This is a genomic window from Lentzea sp. NPDC058450 (assembly GCF_042721395.1).
Lineage (GTDB): Bacteria > Actinomycetota > Actinomycetes > Mycobacteriales > Pseudonocardiaceae > Lentzea.
In genome coordinates this window covers 782,111-804,097 of record NZ_JBHXLO010000001.1, presented here as the reverse complement: position 1 = coordinate 804,097, position 21,987 = coordinate 782,111, and the positions used below count along the sequence as shown (strand labels likewise).

Sequence of the window (21,987 nt, the reverse complement as noted above, 5' to 3'; positions counted from 1 at the left end):
TCAGCTCTCCCCGGCGAGGGCGGCCAGCGCCGTCCGCAGCGCGCGTTTGCTCGTCTTGCCGACGCCCGTCACGGGGAACTCGGGCACGACCTGGACGAGGTCGGGCACCTTGAACGCCGCGACACCGCGCTCCCGCACGAACCGCCTGAGCTCGGCCGCGGTGGGCGTCGCCCCGTCCGCCGGCACGACGTACGCGCAGGTGCGTTCGCCGAGGAACCGGTCCGGCACCGCGACCACCGCCACGTCGAGCACGGCGGGGTGCGCCATGAGGTGGTTTTCCACCTCCTCGGCGGCGATCTTCTCGCCGCCCCGGTTGATCTGCTCCTTGACCCGCCCGACGACCTCCAGGTGCCCGGTGGCCGTCCGCCGCACCAGGTCGCCGGTGCGGTAGAAGCCGTCGTCGGTGAACGCGACCCGGTTGTGCTCGCCGGCGCGGTAGTAGCCGCGGATCGTGTAGGGCCCGCGGGTCAGCAGCGCGCCGGTCTCGCCCGGTGGCACCACGTCGGCGGACGTGGCGGCAGGGTCGTCCGGGTCGACGATCCGGATCTCGTCGTCGGCCGAGATCGGCCTGCCCTGCGTGCTCAGCACGACCTCCTCGGGGTCGTCCAGCCGCGTGTAGCAGACGAGCCCCTCCGCCATGCCGAAGACCTGTTGCAGCCGGCACCCCAGCGCGGGCCCGATCCGTTCGGCGAGCTCCCTGCCGCACTTGGCCCCGCCGACCAGCAGAACCTCCAAAGTGGACAGATCGTGCCGGCCGCTCGCCTGGACCCAGGCCGCCGCGAGCGGTGGCACCACCCCGGTGATGGTGACCCCTTCCCGTTCGATCAACGGGAACACCGTCGCCGCGTCCGGTCGTGGCGCGAGGACGACCTTGGCGCCCGAGTGCAGCGCCCCGAGCACGCCGGGCGAGCTGAGCGGGAAGTTGTGCGCCACCGGCAACGCCGCGAGGTAGACGCTGTCCCCGCACAGCCCGCAGATGCGCGCACTCTCCCGCACGCTGTAGAGGTAGTCGTCGTGGGTGCGCGGAATCAGCTTCGGCAACCCGGTGCTCCCGCCCGACAGCTGGAGGAACGCCATCCCGGACGGGTCGGGATCCGGCAACGGGCGCGGGGCGGCCGCCTCCAGCGCCGCGAACCCGGGCTCCCCGACCGCGAACACCTGGCGCACACCGGGAATCGCACGGGCCATGGCCGCGTGGTCGTGCCGCTCGTGCTCGGCGACGGTGATGATCGCGACGGCCTCGCAGAGCTCGGCGAAGTACCGGAGCTCGCTCTCGCGGTGCGCGGGCAACGCGAACACCGGCACCACCCCGGCCCGCCACAGTCCGAACACGACGGACAGGAACTCCGGCACGTTGGGCAGCTGCACGACCACCCGGTCGCCGGCCTCGATCCCGCTGTCCAGCACCCCGGCGGCGATCCGGTGCGCCCGCTCGTCCAGCTCGGCGTACGTCCACCGCCGCTCCTCGCCGACGACCGCGATCCGGCTGCCGTAGGCGTGCGCGAGGGAGGTCAGCAACGCGCCGAACGTCTGCCCGCGCCAGTGTCCGGACGCGCGATACCGGGCGGCGAAGTCCGCGGGCCAGCCGTTCATGCCAGGTCTCCCCAGGAGTTGTCAGCCCTGCGCGAGGGATTTGTCTGACTTAAGTAAGGAGAGCCTTACTCCGGCTCGGCCGCAAGTCAACCGCCAGACGCCCGGATGTGAAGGTCGTCATGGTGTCCGGTGACGAGGTGCGCCCTCGGTGAGGGTCAGAACCCCTTCACCAGTGCGATGAGCTCCTCGGCGACCGCCGTCGGATCGGGCATGGCGGCGATCTCGTCCCGGGCCTTCCGCGCGGTGTCCCGGGTGGACTCGTCGCGGAGCAGCCGGCCCGCGGCCTCCGCGACGGCGTCGGCGCTCACCTCGTCGCCGGCGAGCTTCTCGCCGGTCCCGCTCGCGACCAGTGCGTCGGCGTTCACGAACTGGTCGGCGCCCTGCGGCAAGGCGAGCTGAGGCAGACCGGCGGCCAGCGCCCCGAGGACCGTGCCCGTACCACCGTGGTGCACGACCAGATCGGCCTGCCGCACCACCTTCGCCTGCGGCACGAATCCCGCGACCCGCACGTTCGGAGGTACCGCGCCCAGCACGGCGGGATCTCCGGGACCGACGGCCACCAGCACCTGCACCGGCAGGCGGGAGAGACCGTCGACGGCGTCGCGCAGCACCTCGGTCGCACGGAACGCCACCGTGCCGAGAGTCAGGTACACCAACGGTTTCGCCGGGTCGACCGCCGGCATCGGCACGTCCAGGTCGAACGACGTGGGCCGCAGGCGCAGCACGGTCGGCAGCGCCGCGACGACCGGATCGCGCACGACGTCCGGCCAGAGGTCGACCGCGGTGTCGCCCAGCATGAGGTCCGCGGGCGCGGGGCCGCCGTCCCACAGCCAGGCCATCTCCGGCGCGGCGAGCCGCTGGAGCTCCGGCGGCATCGACCGGCCGATGACGTGCGAGACGAACGGAATCCCGGCATCGCGAGCGGCTTTCGCGGCACCGGCGTCGCTCTGCTCGTAGACGACGAGGTCGGGCCTGATCCGAGGCAGCAACGAGCCGAGGTCCGCCACCGTCGCGCGCGGCACGAGGTCGGCGAACATCGTGATCAGCAGGCGTGCGACGTCCTCGTCACCGTGTCGTCGCCGCGCCTCCACCTCGGCCTCGGCGATCGAGATGCCGCACGGGTACGTCTCGAACCCCAGTTCCTCGGCCTTGCCCACGAAGGCCTGACCGGTCGCGAACACCACCTCGTGACCGGCGTGGCGCAGCGCGCGGGCGAGCGGCACGAGCGGGAAGAGGTGACCGTAGGCGGGGCGGCACGAGAAGAGAATGCGCATGGCGCCCAGCCTAAGGATCTTCACCTGAGAGCCGGCCCGTCCTGCCACGCCGACCACAGCCTGGCGTAGACGCCGCCGGCCGCGATCAGCTCGGAGTGCGTTCCGCTCTCGGTGATGCGGCCGTGTTCCAGGACCACGATCCGGTCGCACGCTGCGGCCTGGGAGAGCCGGTGGGCGATCACCAGCCCGGTCCGGCCGGCGAGAGCCGCGCCGGCCGCGCGATCGAGCACCCCCGACTGTGCCGAGTCGGCTTCGGCGGTCGCCTCGTCGAGGATCGCCAGCTGCGGGTCGGCGAGCAGCAGACGGGCGAGCGCGACCTGCTGCGCCTGGGCGTCGGTGAGCGGATGACCGCCCGTGCCGACCACCGTGCCGAGGCCGTCCGGCAGCAGGTCGAGCAGATCCGTCGCGCCGGTGGCCTGGAGCGCGGCGCACAACCGGTCGTCGGTGGCGTCGGGAGCGGCGAGGGTGAGGTTGTCGCGCAGGGGCCCGGCGAACACGTGGATCTCCTGCGTGATCAGCGCGGTGCGCTCCGGCCGGGTGACGGTTCCGGCGTCGGGCGGGTGGATGCCGGCGATCACGGCGGCCAGCGTGGTCTTGCCCGCCCCGGACGCGCCGACGACGGCGACGTGCTCGCCGGCGGGGACGTCGAGCGTGATGTCGTTCAGGACTCGGGGGCCGGTCCCGTAGCCGAACGCGACCTGGCGGAGCCGGACGGCGGTGTCCGGTGGTCCCGGCGGCTCGTCCGCCGCGGCGACGGAGGTGACGCCGATCATGCGGTTCAGCGACGCGAGCGCGGACTGGAGGGTGTCGACGACGAACATCAGCTGGTTCACCGGGTCGAGCAGCCGCAGCACCAGCAGCACGGCCGTGGTCGCGCCACCGACGGTCGACGCTCCGCGGCCGATCAGGAGGAAGCCGACCACGAGCACGGCGGTCAGGCTCAGCCACTCGCCGAGGTTCAGGCGGCCGTTGAGCATGCTCTGCACGGTGCGGGCCCGCAGCGCCTGCGCGGCGACGGCCCAGGAGGCGGTCAGCACGGCACGATGGCGTCGCTCGCCGAGCCCGAAGCCGAGCACGGTGGCGTGGCCGCGCTGGGACTCGACGATCCGCTGCGTGCGGGCGCTCATCATCGCCCGCTCCGCGCGGTACACCCCGGGTCCGGTGCACAGGTACCACCGCAGGGCGAGGGCGTAGACGGGCAGCACGACGGCGAACGCCGCCGCGTAGGGCCACTCCAGCGCCGCCAGCCCGCCCAGCGACACCACGATGGTGAACGCGGTGGTGGTCAGCACGCCGATCAGGGCCGGGGCCGCGTCGGCGACCGCGGTCACGTCGTCGCTGGACCGCGAGATCAGGTCCCCGGTGCCCGCTCGCTCCACGCGGTGCTGCGGCAGCGTCAGCGCGCGGGCGACGAGTCGCTCGCGCAGTCCGGCGAGAATCGTGTGGAAGGTCCGGGTCGCGAACACGATCGTCGCCGCGGTGCCGGCGGTGCCGAGGACCGCCGAGATCGCCAGGACGGCGGTGACGGTCAGCACCGTGCCGCGGTCGGCGGTGCCCTCCCGCACGCGGTCGACGAGCAGCCCGATCGCCACGGGCCCGATCAGGTCGGTGGCCGTGCTGACGATCCCGAGCGCCGCGACGGCCGCGAGCCGCCGCCGGTGGCCACGGCTGAGCCGCCACACCTCGCGGGCGGTCTCCCGGCCGCTCGCGACGGGCAGCGCGTCGCCGGTCACGTCGCGACCGTCCGTCCCGGTGCCGCGCCCAGGTCGACGACGCGGTCGCAGCCGCCGAGCAGTGCGGGGGACGAGGCGATCAGCAGCGTCGAGCGGCCCGCGCGGACGCCGGAGATCCGCGCGGCGACGGCCTGCTCGGTCACCGAGTCGACCGCGGTGGTCGGGTCGTGCAGGACCAGCACGGGCGCGTCGCTCGCCAGCGCCCTGGCGAGCGCGACCCGTTGCCGCTGCCCGCCGGAGAGCCGGTTGCCGTTCTCGCCGACCGGGCTGTCGAGGTCGGTGGCGAAGTCCGTGCACGCCGCCGCCCGCAGCGCCGCGTCCAGCAGTCGCGGCGAGCGGGCGGACAGGTTGTCGCGGAGGGAACCGGAGAACAACGTGACGTGATGGGGCGCGACGGTGACCTGGGAGCGGTACTCGGCCGCGGCCAGCTCCCGCGCCGGCCGTCCGTCGAGACGCACTTCGACGCCGTCGCCCGTCTCGCTCGCGAGGTAGGGGTTCGTCAGCGCCCCGGCGATCCGGGCGGCGGTCCGGTCGTCGGCCCGCACTCCGACGAACTCGCCGGGCTTCACCCGGACCGTGCCGCCGAGCACCGACACCTCCAGCACGGGCAACGGCGCCACCCGCGGCAGCGATGGTGAGTCAGGGGTGGCGCCCGCGTCGCGCAGCACGTCGAGAATGCGGCCGGACGAGGCGCGAGCGCCCGCGAGGTTCGGGATGGAGGCGCTCGCGATCCACCGCATCTGCGGCAGCAGCGCCTGGGTGAGGCCGACCGCGGCGATGAACCCGCCGACGCTCAGCCGCCCGTCCACCGCGAACCAGCCCGCGAGCCCCGTCACCGCGGCCACGAACACGCCGTTCACCGCGCCGGAGCCCACGAGGAACCTCCCGAGCAGGCCGGCGTTGCGCTGGGCGCCGGCGAGCGTGGCCTGGCTGTCCCGGCGGTAGCGCCGCGTCGCCTCGGCCTCGGCGCGCACGCCCTTGATCACCCGGTACCCGGCGACCAGGTCGGCGGCCCGCCCGACGGTGCCGGCGAGGAGGTCCTGGTAGGCGCGGGTGTCGTGGGAGAGCCGCGCGCTCAGGCGACCCATCGACCAGACCGCCACCGGGGCACCGAGCAGCACCACGACCCCGAGCGGCCAGTACGTCACCAGCAACGAGACCGCGATGAACCCGATCGCGGTGACCCGGGCGATCGGCAGGACCACGAGCAGCCCGGCGTTGGCCAGGCGGGCGACGTCGGTGGTCATCACCGAGACCACGCCACCGCCCGGCGCCCGCGCGGTCGCGCCGTCGGGGTGCAGCACGCGGGCCGACAACGCGGCCCGCAGCCGGTGCTGCAACAGCTGGATCGCGTAGGCGTTGAGGCGGTTGGTGAGCCTGGCCGCCGTCGTCAGCGCGACGTACAGAGCCGCCAGCACGGCGATCCACAGCACCAGCTGCCGGGCGTCGCCGGTCGCGAGCGCCCGGTCGATCGCGAGGCCCATCACCACCGGGACGGCCGACTCGCCGACCTGCCACGTGATCGCCAGCAGCATCGCCGGGACCGTGATCCGGGGGAGCGAGAAGATCACCCGCGCCACGAACCGGCCGGGACGCTCGTCCGGCCCGGCCTCGAACAGCGGGAGATCGGGAGGCTCGCCGCCGGCCTGGCCGAGCACCGGCAGCCACCGGGTCAGCGGCCCCCGGCCCAGTCCCGCGGGGTCGGCCCGGGTCACGATCGCGGCTCGACGGGGAAGCACCAGCGCAGGGCGTCGGCGAAGAGCCCCCGCCACCACGCGTAGTCGTGTCCGCCGGCGAACTCCCGGTAGACGGTGTCGTAGCCCTTCTGCCGGAGCACCTGGTCCAGCCAGCGGCTGTGGGTGTTCGAACTCTCCAGCTCCCCGGCGTCGTGGAAGACGCGGATCGGTACCGGCGCTGTGGCCAGCAGGTCGGCGACCAACGTCGGCACGGGCGTGCGACGCAGCAGTTCGCCCGCCCCGGTGCCCCACTTCAGGTCGGGGTGGTAGCCGCACGAAGGGGACTGGAGGACGGCGTTCCCGAACGTCGCCGGGTGGTGCAGCACCGTCCACCCGGCGCACAGGCCGCCGAAGCTCTCCCCGGCCAGCGCCACGTCGCCGGGGTCGTGCGAGAGCGGATACCGGTCGCGGAGCCAGGGCACCAGCTCGTCGGCCAGCATCCGCGAGAACGCCGGATCGCAGAGCAGCTCCCGGTAGCGCTGGTGCCCGAGCTGATCGACGAGCACCACCGCGCAGGGCCGGATCAGTCCCGCCTCGACGAGGGCGTCGCGCACGCTCGGCGCGCTGTGGTCCGGCGTGCCGTCCAGGTGGATCACGAACGGCAGTGCCCCGGAGATCTCCCCAGGGGGCAGCGAGACCCAGACGCGCCGCTCGTTGCCCAGGAGCTCGCTCGCGAACACCGCGGACTCCGTCGCCGGCGCCGGCCGTGCTTCCGCCTGATCGAGCCAGCGCAACGGGAGCGCGTCGGGCAGCACCGCCACCGAGGCCCCGGAGAACCTCTCGACCGCGCACCCGGCGAACCTCGGTGGCGGGTTGAACGGGTCCGGAACCCGCTCACCGCCACGGCCGAACACGTACGAGAAGCGCAGATCGGACCGCATCCGCAGGGTGAGCACCCGGAACGGGGTCCCCGGCACCGGAGCGAACTCGGCGTCGATCTCGTTGAAGCCGATGACGGGGCCGATGACGACCGAGAGGGTGACCGTCGTGTCGCCCGCGGGCTCGTCGACGAACGTCACCTCCACCTCGTCCGCCTGGACCCGTTCGACGAGCGGAGCACCCGTCTGCACGAGGTGCCGCCGGAACGTCTCAGGACTCCACTCCCTGGTCGACAGCTTCTCGACGAACGGATTGACCATTGAGCGCTCTCTTCACATGAGTGGTGTCAGCGGACTGCCGCCGGGTCCGTTCGCGGCCGAGCGGGACGACCTGCGGGGTGCCGGCCACCGGATCGGGCACGACCAGGCACGGCAGGCCGAACACCTCCTCGACCAGCTCGGCGGTGACGACCTGGTCGGGGGTGCCTTCGGCGACGACCTGGCCGTCCTTCATCGCGATCAGGTGGGTGCCGTAGCGGGCGGCGTGGTTGAGGTCGTGCAGGACGGCGACCAGGGTGTGGCCGGCCTCGTGCAGGTCGGTGAACAGCTCCATCAGCTCGATCTGGTGGGCGATGTCGAGGAAGGTGGTCGGTTCGTCGAGCAGCAGGACGTCGGTGTGCTGGGCCAGCGCCATCGCCACCCACACGCGTTGCCGCTGCCCGCCGGACAGCTCGTCCACCAGGCGGCCGGACAGGTCGGCGACCGCGGTCTGGTGCATCGCCCGCAGCACGGCCTGCTCGTCGGTCTCGGTCCACTGCCGCAGGAAGCCCTGGTGCGGGTAGCGGCCCCTGGCCACCAGGTCGGCCACGGTCATCCCGTCCGGAGCGGCCGACGCCTGCGGCAGCAGGCCGACCCGCCGCGCCACCTCCTTGCTCTTGAACGAGTTGATGTCCGCCCCGTCCAGCACGACCTGCCCGGCGCTGGGCCTGAGCAGCCGCGACAGCCCGCGCAGCAGGGTGGACTTGCCGCACGCGTTCGGGCCCACGATGACGGTGAACGAACGGTCCGGGACGGCCACCGACAGGTCCTGGCAGATGACGCGGTCGGCGTAGCCGATCGTCGCCGACTCCACGTGCAGGCGCGGCTGGCCGGGCGCCGCCACGAGACCGGTGGTGTGCGTGGTCATGGGCGTCTCCTGGCTTCGGTGAGCAGCAACCAGCCGAGGTAGCCGCCGCCGAGCACGACGGTGACGATCCCGACCGGCAGCGGGGTGGGCGCGACGTGCTGGGCGAGGTAGTCCGCGGCCAGGCACAGCAGTGCCCCGGCGAAGGCGGCGGGCCCGAAGGTGATCCCGGCGGTGCGGGCGAGCCTGCGCGCGATCTGCGGGGCGACCAGGGCGATGAACGCGATCGGCCCGGAGGCGGCGGTGACCGTCGCGGTCAGCGCGACCCCCGCCACGATCAGACCGAGGCGGACCGGCTGGACCCGCACCCCCTGGGAGGCGGCCGCGTCGTCGCCCAGGTCCAGCTGCCGCAGCGGCCGGCTCAGCGGCACGACCAGCACCAGGAGCACGGCGACGCAGGCACCGCCGACCAGGACCTGGTTCCAGGACACGCCGTTGAGAGAACCGGCGCCCCAGGCGGCCGCCGCCATGGCTACCAACAGGTCGGCCTTGAGGATCAGCCAGGTGTTCAGCGACCCCAGCATCGCCGAGATGCCGATGCCGACGATGATCAGCCGGAACCCCTGCACCCCGCGCCGGAAGGCCAGCACGTACACGGCGACAGCGGTGGCCATCCCGCCCGCCAGCGCCCCGCCGACCACCTGCCAGTAGGTGCCGTTGACGGCCAGGATCACGATCAGCGCACCGGTGTAGGAGCCCTGGGTGAACCCGATGATGCCGGGGTCGGCGAGCGGGTTGCGCAGCATCGACTGGAAGATCGCGCCGGACACGCCGAGCGCGGCACCGAACACCAGCGCCGCGGCCACCCTGGGCAGCCGCCAGTCGACCACGATGTCGTGGACGAGCCCGGTCTCGCCGCCGGTCAGCGCGGAGATCACCTGCCCGGGACCGAGCCGGTACGAGCCGGTCATCAGCGCGAGCACCGCCATGCCCGCGACCGTCAGCAGGAGCACCGCGCAGACGGCGACCGAACGCCACTCCAGCCGCACCGCGATCCTCCGGCGCCGCAGCACCAGCACCCGCCGCCCGAAGTCGACGGCCCCACTGCGCGCGCTCACAGTCCGCTCGCCTTCCTGCGCAGCACCAGGGCGATGAGCACGGGAGCACCGACGAACGCGGTGACGACGCCGACGGGGATCTCGCCGGGCCTCAACACGACTCGGCCGGCGACGTCGGAGGCCAGCAGCAGGATCGGGGCCAGCAGGACGCTGTGGGCGAAGATCCAGCGCTGGTGCGGGCCGACGATCCAGCGGGCCACGTGCGCCACCATGAGTCCGACGAAGCTGATGGGTCCGGCGATCGCGGTCGCCACGCCGGTGAGCAGGCTGAGCGCGAGGATCGCGAAGACGCGGGTGCGGTTCAGCCGGACGCCCTGGGCGACCGCCAGTTCGTCGCCGAGAGCCATGGCGTTGAGCGGACCCGACACGGCGAACGCCAGGACGAGCGCCACCGCGAGGACCGGCAGGACCGTCCACACCAGCTCGAGCGGCCGGCCGCCGAGCGACCCGGCGTTCCAGGACCGCATCGCGTCGAAGGCGACCGGGTCGGTCAGCTGGAGCGCCTCGCCGACGCCCCGGAGCACCGCGCCGACGGAGACCCCGGCGAGCACCATCACCACCGGCGAGGAGCCCAGCCGCGTCGACCCGAAGGCGAGCACCACGAGCGTGACGATCAACGACCCCGCGACGGCGAACCACAGGTAGCCGCCGATGTCGCGGACGCCGAGCACGCCCACGGCGATCGTCACCGCGAAGGACGCGCCCGCGTGCAGGCCGAGGACGTCCGGATCGGCCAGCGGGTTGCGGGTGAGCGCCTGGATCAACGCCCCCGCGACCCCGAGCGCCACTCCCACGACCAGGCCGACGACGGTGCGCGGCAGCCGGTAGTCGCGGATCGCGAACTGGTCGATGTCGGCGGAGGGGTGGAACAGGGCGTCCCACACCACCGACGGCGCGATCGCCGTCGACCCGATCATCAGGCTCGCCACCAGCAGGCCCAGCAGCACCACGAGCGCGGCGACCAGGCCGGTCAGGCGACGTCGCCGCAGCCCTGACACCGTCACGGTGCCAGGGCTGCGGGGCGGGGCGAGAGTGGTCACTTCTTGGCGGGCAGGGTCGCCAGCGCCCGGTCGAGCGAGTCGAGGTAGCGCAGGACGGGCTGGTAGGAGTTGTTGCCGGGGCAGAAGAGCCCGAGCGCGCGGCCCGAGCTCACGGCGGGCAGCGCCTTCCAGGTGTTGGTCTCGACCACGGGCGCGAAGGCCGGTTTCGGCTTGCCGTCGGCGTCGACGGGGTAGGTGATCACGTCGTACTTGGCCAGTTCCGCGATCTGCTCGAACGGCAGGGACGTCCAGCCCAGCGGGTCCTGGCCCTCGGCCGCCTTGGGGAACTTCATGCCGATGTCGTCCTGGGCGATCTCGACGCACCCGAAGTCCGCGACGGAGAACGTCCCGGGATCGGAGCTCTCCCAGCGGTCGACGTTGACGAACGACGTGCCGCCGACGATCTCGCGGTAGGTCTCCTGGATCTTGGCGACCTTCTTCTTGAACTCCTCCTGCTGCGCGCCGAGCGCGGCCGTGACGTTGCCGGCCTCCGCGATGCCGCCGGCGAGGGTCTTCCACTCGGTGTCGAGCCCCCAGTAGAGCGTCGGGGCGACCGACTTCAGCTGCTTCTCGATCTGCTGGAACTCGCTGTCGGGGAGCTGGGCGAGGATGAGGTCCGGCTTGAGGCCGGCGAGCTTCTCCATGTCGACCTGGTCACCGCTGGCGCCGAGGTTCGTGGCCGCCTGGAACTTGGCCTTCTGGTCGGCGGGGATGAGGCCGAGCTCGGAGGCGGTCACCTCGGTGACGCCCACCGGGCTGCCACCCATGTCGATGAACGGCAGCGTCGTGTTGCCGATCGTCACGACCCGCTTCGGCTCGGCGGGAACGTCGACGCTGCCGTTGCCCGCCTTGACGGTGCGCGTCTGCGCGGCCGGAGCGGGGGAGTCGGCGCCGCTGCCACCGCAGGCGGACAGGACGAGCGCGGCACTCAGCAGGGCGGTCAGGGCCGAGGCCCGTCGTCTGAAGGGTGTCATGGTCATGGAGGTGCTCTTTCTCTTCTTGCCGTGCGAGGGGGCCGTGCGGACGGTCAGTGGGTGCCGGCGGGTACGAGGGCGTGGATGGTGGTGCCCCAGCCGACGGTGTGCGTCGTCGCGCGGACGAGTCCGGCTCGGGCGATGACGGCGTCGAGTTCGCTCGCGGTGCGCAGACCGGAGCCGTGCACGGCGAGGGCGAGCAGGTCGGCTCTGCCGTCGGGGTGGTCCGGGTCGAGGGTCTCCTCGATCAGCAGCACCCGCCCGCCGGGAAGGAGGTTCTCCGCTGCCCGGCGCAGGGCGTGGGCGGCGTCGGCGGCGGCCAGGGCCTTGAAGGCGCGGATGACGAACACGGCGTCCGCCGGCGGGCCGGGCTCGAAGACGGACTGCTCCACCACCGTCACCCGCGCGCGCTGCGCCTCGTCGGGGATGGTGGCGGGCAGGTCGCGGCGCAGCCAGTCCGCCTGGGCGGGCAACGCGCAGATCGTCACGCGCAGACCGGGATGGGCGGCGACGAACTCGCGGGCCTGGGCACCGGCCCCGCCGGAGTGCAGCACCAGGTGCTCGACGCCGGTGAGGACGTCCGACGCGGCGACGGGCGCGGCCAGCGCGGGCTGGAACTTCGCGAGGCGCTCCAGGTAGCGATCCTCGTAGTCCTGCTCGGCGCGTGCCTCGGCGTAGGTCTGCCCGGTGACCGAGGCGTACGACGCCCGTCCGGTGCGGATCGACTCGGTCAGCCCGTGCACGCCGAGCATCTCGCGGCCGACGACCCCGGCCGGGTGCAGGGCGTCGACCAGGAAGTCGTTGGTGAGCACCTCGCCCACCGGGGCGAGTCCGTAGTGGCCCGGCGCGGTCTCGGTCAGCACGTCCAGGGAGCGCAGGTACCGCAGGAGCTTGCCGAGCGCCCGCTCGTCGGCGTCCGCCTTGATCGCCAGGTCCGCGACGGCGGTGACGCCACGCGAGATCAGGTCGGGGACGCCCAGCTCGACGGCGGTGCGGATCGCGGTCGGCGCCATCAGTTCGGTCAGCTCGTGGAGCCGTTCGAACGGGGTCTTCGTCCTCTCGGCGTCGGGTACCGCCGCGTCGCTCTCCAGGGCGACGACCTCGCCGCGCCGCCAGTACCCGGCGAAGTCGACGTCCTCCTTCGGCACGCCCCGGTCCTCGACCAGGTGGCGGCGCAGGTCCCGCACGGTCGTGTGCTCGCCGGCGAGCCAGGCGAACGGCCGCCCCTCCCACCAGCCGCCGGTGCGGACCGCGTCCACGAGAAGCGTGCCCGTGCCCGCCTCGGCGCCGTCGCGCACCAGCCAGGTCACCTCGACGTGCGGCAGCTCGCGCAGTTCGAGACGGTGCGAGTCCTCGGCGACCTCGACGAAGACCCGTGCCCGCGCGTCCTCGGGCAGCTCGTCCAGCAACCGGGCGATGGCGGGAACGGCGGTCTCGTCCCCGGCGGCCAGGAGCCAGTCGGCGTCGCCCGGCAGCGCACGGGACGAGCCCGGTCCGTAGAAGTGGACGCGATCGCCCGGCTGCGCGCGGTAGGCCCACGTCGTGCCCACACCGATGCCGTGCTTGACGAAGTCCACGTCCACCTCGCCGGCCTCGGCGTCCCAGCGGCGGACCGTGTAGGCCTTCGCCAGGGGTCGGGGGTTCCTCGGCAGGTGCACGCCCCTTTCCTGCTGCACCGGCAGCACCGGCTCGGCGTGGCCGGGGGAGCGGAACACCAGCCGGACGTCGTCGTCGAAACCGTGCGACTCGAAGGCGGGCTGCGCGAACCCGGTGGCCGAGGTGAACGCGCGGAGCTGCGCTCCGCCCAGCGTGACCCGCCGCATCCCCGGCGTCAGGTCCACCACCCGGAGCACCTCGACCTCGCGCAGGGTCACTGGGTGCACGGTGAGCCGGCGTGAGGTCTTCGGCATGGAGCAGCCTTCCTGGTCGTTCGGCGGAGGGTCGGCGTCGCGCCGGAGCAGCGCGCCCCGGTAGATTAGGTAATCCTTACCTTAAACAGTGTGCGCAGACTGCCGTATCGTTTATGGGCGTGGCGCTGTTCCCCGTCGACGTGAGCGAGGCCCCGCCGATTCCGGCGGCGCGATCGGACTCGACCGGGCACCCCCGCCGCCCGCTGCTCGTCTGGGTCCGGACGGGCACCGCGCACGTGCGGATCGACGGCGACCCGGTGTTCCACCTCACCGCCGGCCAGGGCACGTGGATCCCCGCGGACGGGTGGCACCACCGCGCGATCGACACCGAGCCGGGCACGGTCGCGTTCCCCCTGTGGCTCCAGCCAGGCGCCGACGGCCCGTCGGAGACGACCCGGTTCGAGGTCCCCGAAGGCTGGCGGGACTGGCTGATCCAGCACTTCAACCTGCAGGTCACCCCGTTGATCGGGCACGGCCTCCAGGACGCGATCACCGATCTGCTCGGACGCCACCGGGCTCACCCGCCCGCGCCGAGCGAGGATCCGGACCCGTTGGCGCCGTTCACCCCGCCCGAACTGCCCAGGGCCGCCGGTGCCAGAGCGGTCGCCGAGGAGCTGATCCGCGACCCCGCGATCGACCTGACCGTCGAGCAGTGGGCGACCAGGGCGCTCTCCAGCCCGCGGACCCTGCGCCGGGACTTCCTGGCCGGCACCGGCCTCACCTTCGAGCAGTGGCGACTGCACAACCGGCTGATCGCGGCCGTCGAGTTCCTGGCCGCGGGATTCGACGTGGACCAGGTGGCCGCACGGGTCGGCTTCGCGAGCCGCAACGGCTTCACCCGCGCGTTCAAACTGCGGTACGGACCGACGCCGCACGACTTCGGCAGGAGGCTCGCCGCCAGTTCCGCGCACGTCGACCTGACACCGCGTGCCACCCTCGCACGGCAGACCGAAGAGCTGATGGCCGTGGTGCGGGGTGACGCCTCCTCCGCCTCCGAGTTGCTCCCCGCCGCCCGCACCCCCGCGCACGCCAACGACATGCACGTCCTGAGCTGGATCTACCGCGGCAGCGGCTACCTCGACATCGGCGAAACCCGGCACGAACGCCGGCGCGGCGTGGCCACCTGGATCCCCGCGGGCCTGAAGCACGTCACCGGCCTCCGCGCGAACTCCATCTCCCTGCCCCTGGGCAGCGCCACCACGGCCGACCTCCAGCTGGCCGAGCCGCTCCAGGTCCAGTTCCCACCGGGCTGGGACGACTACCTGATGCACTGCTCCATCAGCGCCCGGTCCGGCCTGCATCCCGACGACTACGACCCCGCGCACATCCTCGACCTGTTCGCCGAACAGGTGGCCGCGCAACGAGCGTTGTCGGTACCGATGCCCACCGATCCGAGCGCGCGCGCCGCCGCGATGGACTACCTGCGCCACATAGACATCTCCCGCGAATCCGCCGGGTACGACGTCCCCGCCGAGGTCCACCGTGCGTTCCGCGACGAGACCGGCATGACCTTCGCCCGCTGGCGCTACGCCGCCCGCATGCGCGTCGCCCGCGACCTGCTCGCCGGAGGCGCCAGGCCCAGCGCCGTGGCCCGCCGCGTCGGCTACGCCCACCTGCCGGCCTTCAGCACGGCCTTCACCGGGCTCCACGGCCTCTCGCCCCGCGAGTTCCAGGAACGCGAGAGAGCGTCGCCTGCTGCTCGGACACATGACCCGAGCTGAACTGCGGTGATCCAACAGCCCGGCTCCAACAGCCGGCTCCAGCGGCCTGGGCGACGCGGCCTCGTGTGCGCAGTCTTCGGAAGAAGCCCACCCGCGCGCTTCCACTCGTCAGGTCTGGTTGACCGACTTTGCTGAGAGCGGAGATCGGGTCGTCGTAGACGCGGCTGCGGGCGAGTACCGTGGAGGCATCGAGGCCGACCCCTGGTGCGATGGTTCTTGGTCCGCTGGGAAACGCCAGTTCATTGCAGTGCGGCCGTTCGTCCGCTGTCGGGGTGGTCGTCGCCCGCCTCGTGTTCGAAATGGAAGGCCAACGCCGTCTGGCTGGTTTGACTAAGTCCGTGCCCCGCCGCACCTAATGCCACTGGGGAGGGTAGCGATCGTCGCCGATGGCCTCGACGAGGCCGCGTGAGTTGCGGGCGATCTCACTCTCGGCATCACTGCAGCGTTTCCTTGCAGATGTCTTCGCTGCCGTCATTATTGAAGGTCAGATTCTTGTTCGTGACATCGACGCCAAGGACTTCTCTTGATCGACAGGGTCCTTGCATCGTGGGAATCGCGACGGTGCGCTGAGCTGCGTGCGGTTGCGCCGCATGTGCTGAGTTGCTTGAATCTGACCAGTTGAACGCCTCATCGCAGACCACCAGTGCATATCTCGGCGGAGTCGTCCACAAGCAACGTCACATAGATCAACTTGCACGGATAAGGTTTCGGCGCGCAAGTGGCAGGCGGTATAGTATCGATGACTGTTTGAGTGGTTCAGCGGTCCAGTATGGATCCTATTGACTCGAATGAGCCTGAGTGTTCCGCAATCGCTACCGTTTGGCGTTCGATCGTAGGGAAATTGCTAATCGAGAGAACGCCGGGAGCGCGGGTGCAGTCATGCTCTGCTCCTAGATCGCCTCTCAACTCGGATGAGCACTGGACAGAAGGCGGGCCAGTAGAGCTGTCTGTTGCTCGATGCTCTGGTTCGCGGTGTCTCGAAGCCAGCCGATGTTGTTGGGCGGCTCGAACGGCCGCGTCAGCACCTGCTGTTCGTCACCGACGACCGTTGGTCGCGGTAGCAGCCCTTTGTCCAGGCAATACCAAAACTGAGGGAGCAGCGAGATGGCGAAGCCGAGATGCCGTGCTGTTACGGCGTCGGCAGCTGCAGTGTTCTTGCTGATGACGATGGCGCCGAGATCGACGGGCGAACCGTCGAGCGGGCCTGTTCCCTCCATAGCTACAACTCCGTCCAGCACGGTGAGTTGCGGCTTCACCACAGACTGGAGGTCGGCGATCACCCTGGCTACACCGGCGTAGTGCAGGCGAGTCTTCGGAAACCCGTACACGGAACCAGGAACGCATCCGAACAGGTTCTTCATACCCAAAGTCACGCCTGCCCGGTGATGAGTCTTGATCTTCGCCAGCGAGATCACGAAATCCGCATCAGTGATCGTGCGGGGCAACACGAATTCTCGGAACGCCATCGGTTGTGGTGTCTCGACCACGCGTAGGTCATCAGTGTTCAGATCGACAAATGGAATGCGCAATTCGTCCAGTACGGCTTGGACTCCTGCAAGGTTCAGCAAGTGTGCGGTGTCGCGCTCATGACCGGACCCGTCAGCAATGCAGATCGACGCGCCGCTCGGGGCGGTCTCCCGGAGCAAAAGCACCAGCTCTCGCATCAGAAGAGGGTGGGCCGTCACGTGCTCTTCCGGCCTGCTTGCCTCGATCAGGCCCACCTTAACAACGATCTTTCGGGCATTCGCGAGGTTGTCACCTACACCGAGTAGGTCGAAACCACGTTTCAACGCCTCACGTAATGTCGTGGGGTTGTAACCGGCGCAAGCCGTCATCGAGACCGCAGCTCTCTGGCCATCGATGTTCCAGTCCAGCAGTGGACGCAGATCATCGATTGATCCCGGATAGTCGATCCCCACCGTGCGCGCGGCCAATTCTTGCTCGCTCAGGGCAAGCACCTCGTCAAAGTTCCGAAACTCTCTTCTCATTTGTGACCAGCTCCAGTTCCCGTAGCGCGTAGAGCATCATCGCCGAATGCAGGACACTGCCCGACCAGCTACCGTCACTCGATACCGAGCTTCTGGCCGCCTCGGCGAGCTGAAGGGCGGATCGCCAAGCTCCGGCGCGGGCGAGTGCCCACAGGGTTGTTGCCTGGGTGTACGCAGTGTTCACCAAGCCCCCTGACAGCCAGCGCTCGATGAGCGCTAACGGTCTAGCCAGCGTCGGGCTCAGCTGATCATTTTCTGCAGCCGTGGCGATCGCGATGACGCCGAGAGGCGTTACGCTCTGTTGGCTGTGCTGCGGAATACCCATCTTGGTCGGCACATGGCTGCACCATCCTCCGTCCCGACATGCGAGATCCTGCACGTAGCCAACTCGCCGGGCGCGGTCGTTCAAGCGTTGTGCGGCTGCCAGGGCGACAACTCCGTACGCGGCTGTTTCGACGAACCCGGTAGTGCCGGCACACCATCCCCAACCTCCACTTGGCAACTCGTTGTCGAGAATCCAGTCAGCGCCACGAGCCACAGCACGAGATCCAGCTGGCGCAGCGCTCAGAGCAAGTATGGCGCGAGCGGTCATCATGTCGCTTTGCATGCCGGGCACGTTCGCCCAGCCGCCGTCCTCATTCTGCGTCGCACTGAGGAAGTCGCGACCGCGTTCCAATGAGCTCTCAAGGACACGGTCACCACGCTGCAGTGCTGCCAAAGCCCACGCCGTTGGTTCCGTGAAGCTGGTCCGGTTGATGACCGAATATCCCCAGCCGCCATCCTCGTTCTGCTGCTCCAGCAGAAAGCGCGTTGCCGCCGTCACGGCAATTTCCGATTTGAGGATGTCGGAGAGGAGTCAGGATTATCGACTTTCGAGGTGGTCGATTCTTTCGCATTGGTAGGACCAGGCCTATCTTCTTCTGTGCTCTCTCCTTTGAGGCGCCAGACGAAAGCTACTCCTCCCTTCGGGAATACCCATTCGTCGAGCTCCACCACAACGGTGTGAGGGCGTTCGCGTGGCAACTGGTAGACGACTGGTGACTTGGCTGAAACGAAGAAGTCGTAAGTCAGCACGTTTTCGATATCAGTCCTCGCGTAGTTGAAGATGACCGTGACCCCACGGGTCGGGCGGACCGCGGTGTAGAAGAAAACGTGGTCCAGTCGAGCGAGTTTGGTCATGATTGCGTAGTGAATTGTGACCTCTGTGCCGATCTTGGACTCCAATGAAGGATCTTCGCACACGATCTCGTATGCGCCGTCCTCGGTCACCCGAGGAACCTTGGCGAGCTCGACGTTGTCGATGGCGAAGCGATATAGGTCCAGTGCCCGATTGCTGTCCTTTGGTAGACCAGGAGTTTCCTCAAGTCGCCACGTAAATATGTAGTCGTTGTGGTTGACCCGCAGATTAAACTGGTCGTGATCGAGTGCCCTGGCAAAGATGAAGCGCGACGACTTCAGCTTCGTCTTGTACCTCAACGTCACGACCGCGTCATAGAACTTCTCCTGGACGTTGACTGGCTCGCTCTCGTCGACATTGCTCAGCATCACCTCGACGCGAAGGCCGATGTAGCGCTCGGTGTAACTGAATGTCTTCTGTAGTAGACCTTCGTAGATCGAGCCACCCATCTCCTCGTCTCCGAGCTTCGCATTCAGTGCACCTTGGATTATCTCCTCGATCTTCGTGCCGCCGAAGAAGACAGAATTCTGCACCTTCTTGTCCAGCAGTAGCGCCCGTGGTATCTCGCGCATCACGGTGTTCACAACCGCCTTCTGGTGCTGTTGAAGGCTTGTCTTGTACATGAGCCGGAGGTTGTCTGCGGCCTCGCGGCGCACCAGCCACTCGTAAGCGAACCCGACAACCGCGGCACTCAACGACGCGTCTGCGACCAGTTTTACCAGGCCGCTGCTGAAGGAGAACCACGCGCCTGACTGTCTGCTCAGAAGGAAGCTGACGGCGAAGGCAATAGCCGCAAGGATGATTAGGATGCTCAGCAGAAATCCCAGCTTGGCGTTGGACAAGCTGACGAGGAGCTTGCGCTGTCCCTGTTCGAGAGATGCCGGGTTCGACTCGTCCACCTTCCCATCGCCTCAGATCTCGTAACGCAGTGAATGGCCGGGCAGCAATAGATTAATGTCAGAATAGGCGACGCGATCGCCGTCCAGCATCACCGTCACTGTGTCCTGCTCCAGCTCGGACAGGGAAGAAGAGACTTTGTGGGGCGAAACGTTGGCAAGTGCGGCTATCTCGGCGACGGTCCTTCCTGCTGCGGCATGAGTAGCGATGTATCGCGAAAGAGGACTCACTACCAGATCTTCCATCACAGTCGTCGTGAATTTCTGCAAGACTTTCGTGTACCAGTCAATCCAGTTTCCGGATGGGAGGTCCACATCGAAGTTTCCTAGGAGATAAGAACGCTCAACGGCCTTGATTGTGTCGCGACCGCCTCTGATAGCCGCCATGATTCCGTCGAGGCCGTGATTTTGATAGACTGTCGCCGCCATTCGGGAGTACTGGGCATAGAGTTTGTTGCCGCGAGACGCACGACGATCATGCCAATGATAGTCGGCGTACAAACCTGCGAGCTCCGCGCCGAGCACCTGGGCGCCGACGAAGAGCTCGCCGAAGATGACGGCGATTCCCTCCTCCAGGCCTCTGCCCAAAAGATTGGGATTCACCTCGCCGATAATCTGGTGAGTCATCTCATGTGCAAGCAGGAAGTCGGAGCGAATTGGAATTAGGTGGGATCTCTTGAAATAGTTTCCGGGGGTTATCCCATAATCCTTCTCGTCGGCCTTGTCGGGAGAAGTAGCCGTCCAGTCCATCTTGTCATACGGCTTCGGGAATGTGTCGACAATGAACAGTCGTGGGCGCCCGAACTGCATACCCAGGTCTCGTAGAACTACCTCGTATCGGTCCAGGTTTGCCTTCATGCTCTGGTTTGGGTCATTGATCGAGTGTGCGCGCAATGCGCCTTGGATACGGCGGAGGTCTGCGGCGACAAGCAGGTTGAGGGCGCCTTCATCGTCCACCTCGCCTGCGCTCTTCTCGAGCTCGCAAACAAGTGAATCGATGCGTTCGACGACCGGATCACAATCAAAAGGAAGGTCAGAGAACCGAGGCCTCACGAAGTCTTCGAAACCTTTGATGCTCGCAAAGCCGCAAGGCGTGCAGTACACGCCTCCCATCAGATAATGGAATCCGTCCACCATGTCTCCAGATCGGCCCAAGCAGGGCGGGAGTTTAGAACATAACGAGCAGGGACCTGCATCGGACTGCAGGTCCCACGTAAAATCATCGATTCCGCTCAGCTTCCTCCATTTCCGTCACCCCACATTGAAATCACCTCCGTTCACTCTGTCCGCTTAGCTCTGAATAGCGGACCAGCCAGAAGGAGACGCAGTCGTTGATCCTCTCGCGCAGGTTGAGGGTGAATTTCCGTGTCGCTACCGCGTCTCCCGATTCCGCAGATTCGGCGAACCTCACGATCTCCCGGAACTCCTGCAACAGGGATGAGTTCACTTCGCGGCCCGTCTGCGCTACTGCCGTTCTCTCGTCGTTAGCTGGTTCGCGGGCGACCGCGTTGTCTGCTCGGTACTCGGCGCGCAGTTGCTCCACATTCAGCCGGTAAAAAGGCTTCAGTTCAGCCAGTGCTGTGCGATAGACGAAGTCGATCTTCTGGTCCGTGAAGCAGTAGTCTAGTGAGAGGCCATCGCGCAGCAATATTCCCTCGCTGTCGAGCTGTTCCTCCAGACGGGTGCCTCGATATACGAGAACTCGATTCGTGACGGACTTGTACGATCCAATTTCGAACCTTGCCAAGAACTCGATGTTCTCCATCAGCTCGGCGCATGTGACAAAAGGATCAAACATGATGAAGCCGACGGAGAGGCTTATTTTCAGCTCGCGTACAATTTCAATTGCCGCTTCATTTTGTGTGACTGTCGTGCGCTTGTCGAACATGTCTAGCACTCGCTGAACGCCGGACTCTACGCCGATGAAGACATGTCGCAAGCCACCGTCTCTCAGTCGCGCGAACAGTGTCGAGCTGACGTCGTCTGCTCGGCACTCGAATGCCCAGGTCATTTGCATGTCGCGAAGGCGCATTTCGTCGGCGAGTTCAACCGCTCTCTTCTTGCCGTTGCGGCCCACGAGGAACTCGTCGTCTAGGAACGAGATGGTGCGCGCGCCCCATGCTGATCGCAGGTGGTTCAGCTCTTCAAGCACGTTTGCGACAGATCGCGCACGCCAAGCCAGCCCGGATGGCGTCTTGTAAAAAGCTGGAATGGAACAGAAGGTGCACGTGAACGGACAGCCGCGAGTAGTGATGACGAAGAAATGTGGATCGCCCAGGTGTCGTGACGTCTCGTCACGTACCGGAAAGGGAATGCTGTCCAGGTCTGCGATGAGGGGGCGCGGAGGGTTCGCGGCCACCTGCTCGCCTGATCGGAAAGAAAGGCCCTTGATGGCTGTCCACGCCACGTTGCGATCCAAGCAGGACACGAGCTCGACCAGGGTTTCTTCTCCTTCGAACCGAACAACAGAGTCAAGCCCAGTTGACTGCTGAAGGATACCGACATCGTTGAATGTCGGTACATGGCCCCCCATGGTTATGTGCGCGGAGCAGCCTGACCTTCTCAACGCCGCGATGAGTGAGGTCGTCCGCGGGAGCGCGCTGTCAAACATCACCGAGAATCCGATGACGTCGTAGTGGCCGGCCATCAAGTCGGACACCAGGGCATGGTCGTCAATGCCGAGCAGGGCCGGTTCGAACACGTCGTTCGGTACCCCGGCCCGGTTCAGCGAAGCGGACAAATACTTGACACCGAGGTTCTCGCCGATGCGAAACGTCGCCGTGTCGTACGGTGCGGCGACCAGCGCAACCTTCATTCGACCTCCCCAGAACGATCGGGGTACCCCTGATGGTCACTGTGGGGTCCGCGTCAGGTGGGAGAAATAAT

16 protein-coding genes are annotated in these 21,987 nt (G+C 68.4%); 1 reads left to right on the top strand and 15 read right to left on the bottom strand.

What is annotated here, in order from left to right:
* The 10 genes from ACFWNN_RS03565 to ACFWNN_RS03520 form a co-directional block, all read right to left on the bottom strand.
* Entirely contained in the window at positions 1-1,593 is a 1,593-nt protein-coding gene (locus tag ACFWNN_RS03565) for a (2,3-dihydroxybenzoyl)adenylate synthase (protein ID WP_382438246.1), read from the bottom strand.
* Between the two features lie 155 nt (positions 1,594-1,748).
* Positions 1,749-2,867 carry a glycosyltransferase gene (locus ACFWNN_RS03560; protein ID WP_382438245.1) on the bottom strand — a complete coding sequence of 373 codons (1,119 nt, stop codon included), beginning with the start codon at positions 2,865-2,867 and terminating at the stop codon, positions 1,749-1,751.
* 20 nt (positions 2,868-2,887) lie between these two features.
* The gene (locus ACFWNN_RS03555; protein ID WP_382438244.1) at positions 2,888-4,600 is read right to left on the bottom strand and encodes an ABC transporter ATP-binding protein; all 1,713 of its coding nucleotides are present in this window, start codon (positions 4,598-4,600) and stop codon (positions 2,888-2,890) included.
* Positions 4,597-6,315, bottom strand: a complete 1,719-nt coding sequence (locus ACFWNN_RS03550; protein ID WP_382438243.1) for an ABC transporter transmembrane domain-containing protein — start codon at positions 6,313-6,315, stop codon at positions 4,597-4,599. The genes ACFWNN_RS03555 and ACFWNN_RS03550 overlap by 4 nt, the downstream gene beginning before the upstream one ends.
* Positions 6,312-7,475: an alpha/beta hydrolase gene (locus ACFWNN_RS03545; protein ID WP_382438242.1), complete on the bottom strand. Its 1,164-nt coding sequence runs from the start codon at positions 7,473-7,475 to the stop codon at positions 6,312-6,314. Before ACFWNN_RS03545 ends, ACFWNN_RS03550 begins: the two co-directional genes overlap by 4 nt.
* Positions 7,426-8,340 carry an ABC transporter ATP-binding protein gene (locus ACFWNN_RS03540; RefSeq protein ID WP_382438241.1) on the bottom strand — a complete coding sequence of 305 codons (915 nt, stop codon included), beginning with the start codon at positions 8,338-8,340 and terminating at the stop codon, positions 7,426-7,428. Before ACFWNN_RS03540 ends, ACFWNN_RS03545 begins: the two co-directional genes overlap by 50 nt.
* Positions 8,337-9,395, bottom strand: a complete 1,059-nt coding sequence (locus ACFWNN_RS03535; protein WP_382438240.1) for a FecCD family ABC transporter permease — start codon at positions 9,393-9,395, stop codon at positions 8,337-8,339. The genes ACFWNN_RS03540 and ACFWNN_RS03535 overlap by 4 nt, the downstream gene beginning before the upstream one ends.
* The gene (locus tag ACFWNN_RS03530) at positions 9,392-10,435 is read right to left on the bottom strand and encodes a FecCD family ABC transporter permease (RefSeq protein WP_382438239.1); all 1,044 of its coding nucleotides are present in this window, start codon (positions 10,433-10,435) and stop codon (positions 9,392-9,394) included. Before ACFWNN_RS03530 ends, ACFWNN_RS03535 begins: the two co-directional genes overlap by 4 nt.
* A complete protein-coding gene (locus ACFWNN_RS03525; RefSeq protein WP_382438238.1) occupies positions 10,432-11,415 on the bottom strand; it encodes an ABC transporter substrate-binding protein in 984 nt (327 codons plus the stop codon). The genes ACFWNN_RS03530 and ACFWNN_RS03525 overlap by 4 nt, the downstream gene beginning before the upstream one ends.
* 47 nt (positions 11,416-11,462) lie before the next feature.
* Entirely contained in the window at positions 11,463-13,283 is a 1,821-nt protein-coding gene (locus ACFWNN_RS03520) for an SIP domain-containing protein (protein ID WP_382438237.1), read from the bottom strand.
* A gap of 155 nt (positions 13,284-13,438) precedes the next feature.
* On the opposite strand from ACFWNN_RS03520, the gene ACFWNN_RS03515 reads away from it, so the two are divergent.
* The gene (locus tag ACFWNN_RS03515) at positions 13,439-15,040 is read left to right on the top strand and encodes a helix-turn-helix domain-containing protein (protein ID WP_382438236.1); all 1,602 of its coding nucleotides are present in this window, start codon (positions 13,439-13,441) and stop codon (positions 15,038-15,040) included.
* Between the two features lie 902 nt (positions 15,041-15,942).
* Here ACFWNN_RS03515 and ACFWNN_RS03510 read toward each other — a convergent pair.
* The 5 genes from ACFWNN_RS03510 to ACFWNN_RS03490 all read right to left on the bottom strand — a co-directional run bounded on the left by ACFWNN_RS03510 (position 15,943) and on the right by ACFWNN_RS03490 (position 21,916).
* Entirely contained in the window at positions 15,943-17,028 is a 1,086-nt protein-coding gene (locus ACFWNN_RS03510) for a DUF362 domain-containing protein (RefSeq protein ID WP_382438235.1), read from the bottom strand.
* Positions 17,003-17,851 (bottom strand): prenyltransferase/squalene oxidase repeat-containing protein, encoded by an 849-nt coding sequence (locus ACFWNN_RS03505; protein ID WP_382438234.1) that lies wholly within the window; start codon positions 17,849-17,851, stop codon positions 17,003-17,005. Before ACFWNN_RS03505 ends, ACFWNN_RS03510 begins: the two co-directional genes overlap by 26 nt.
* Entirely contained in the window at positions 17,848-19,104 is a 1,257-nt protein-coding gene (locus ACFWNN_RS03500; protein ID WP_382438233.1) for a hypothetical protein, read from the bottom strand. Before ACFWNN_RS03500 ends, ACFWNN_RS03505 begins: the two co-directional genes overlap by 4 nt.
* A gap of 12 nt (positions 19,105-19,116) precedes the next feature.
* Positions 19,117-20,238, bottom strand: a complete 1,122-nt coding sequence (locus ACFWNN_RS03495; RefSeq protein ID WP_382438232.1) for a hypothetical protein — start codon at positions 20,236-20,238, stop codon at positions 19,117-19,119.
* A gap of 130 nt (positions 20,239-20,368) precedes the next feature.
* Entirely contained in the window at positions 20,369-21,916 is a 1,548-nt protein-coding gene (locus tag ACFWNN_RS03490; protein WP_382438231.1) for a B12-binding domain-containing radical SAM protein, read from the bottom strand.
* Between the last annotated feature and the right edge of the window lie 71 nt (positions 21,917-21,987).

Excerpts from the sequence above, each read along its gene's own strand:
- ACFWNN_RS03565 (WP_382438246.1), bottom strand. The coding sequence starts at position 1,593 with ATGAACGGCTGGCCCGCGGACTTCGCCGCCCGGTATCGCGCGTCCGGA.
- ACFWNN_RS03560 (WP_382438245.1), bottom strand. The coding sequence starts at position 2,867 with ATGCGCATTCTCTTCTCGTGCCGCCCCGCCTACGGTCACCTCTTCCCG.
- ACFWNN_RS03545 (WP_382438242.1), bottom strand. The coding sequence starts at position 7,475 with ATGGTCAATCCGTTCGTCGAGAAGCTGTCGACCAGGGAGTGGAGTCCT.
- ACFWNN_RS03540 (WP_382438241.1), bottom strand. The coding sequence starts at position 8,340 with ATGACCACGCACACCACCGGTCTCGTGGCGGCGCCCGGCCAGCCGCGC.
- ACFWNN_RS03525 (WP_382438238.1), bottom strand. The coding sequence starts at position 11,415 with ATGACCATGACACCCTTCAGACGACGGGCCTCGGCCCTGACCGCCCTG.
- ACFWNN_RS03510 (WP_382438235.1), bottom strand. The coding sequence starts at position 17,028 with ATGAGAAGAGAGTTTCGGAACTTTGACGAGGTGCTTGCCCTGAGCGAG.
- ACFWNN_RS03495 (WP_382438232.1), bottom strand. The coding sequence starts at position 20,238 with ATGGTGGACGGATTCCATTATCTGATGGGAGGCGTGTACTGCACGCCT.
- ACFWNN_RS03490 (WP_382438231.1), bottom strand. The coding sequence starts at position 21,916 with ATGAAGGTTGCGCTGGTCGCCGCACCGTACGACACGGCGACGTTTCGC.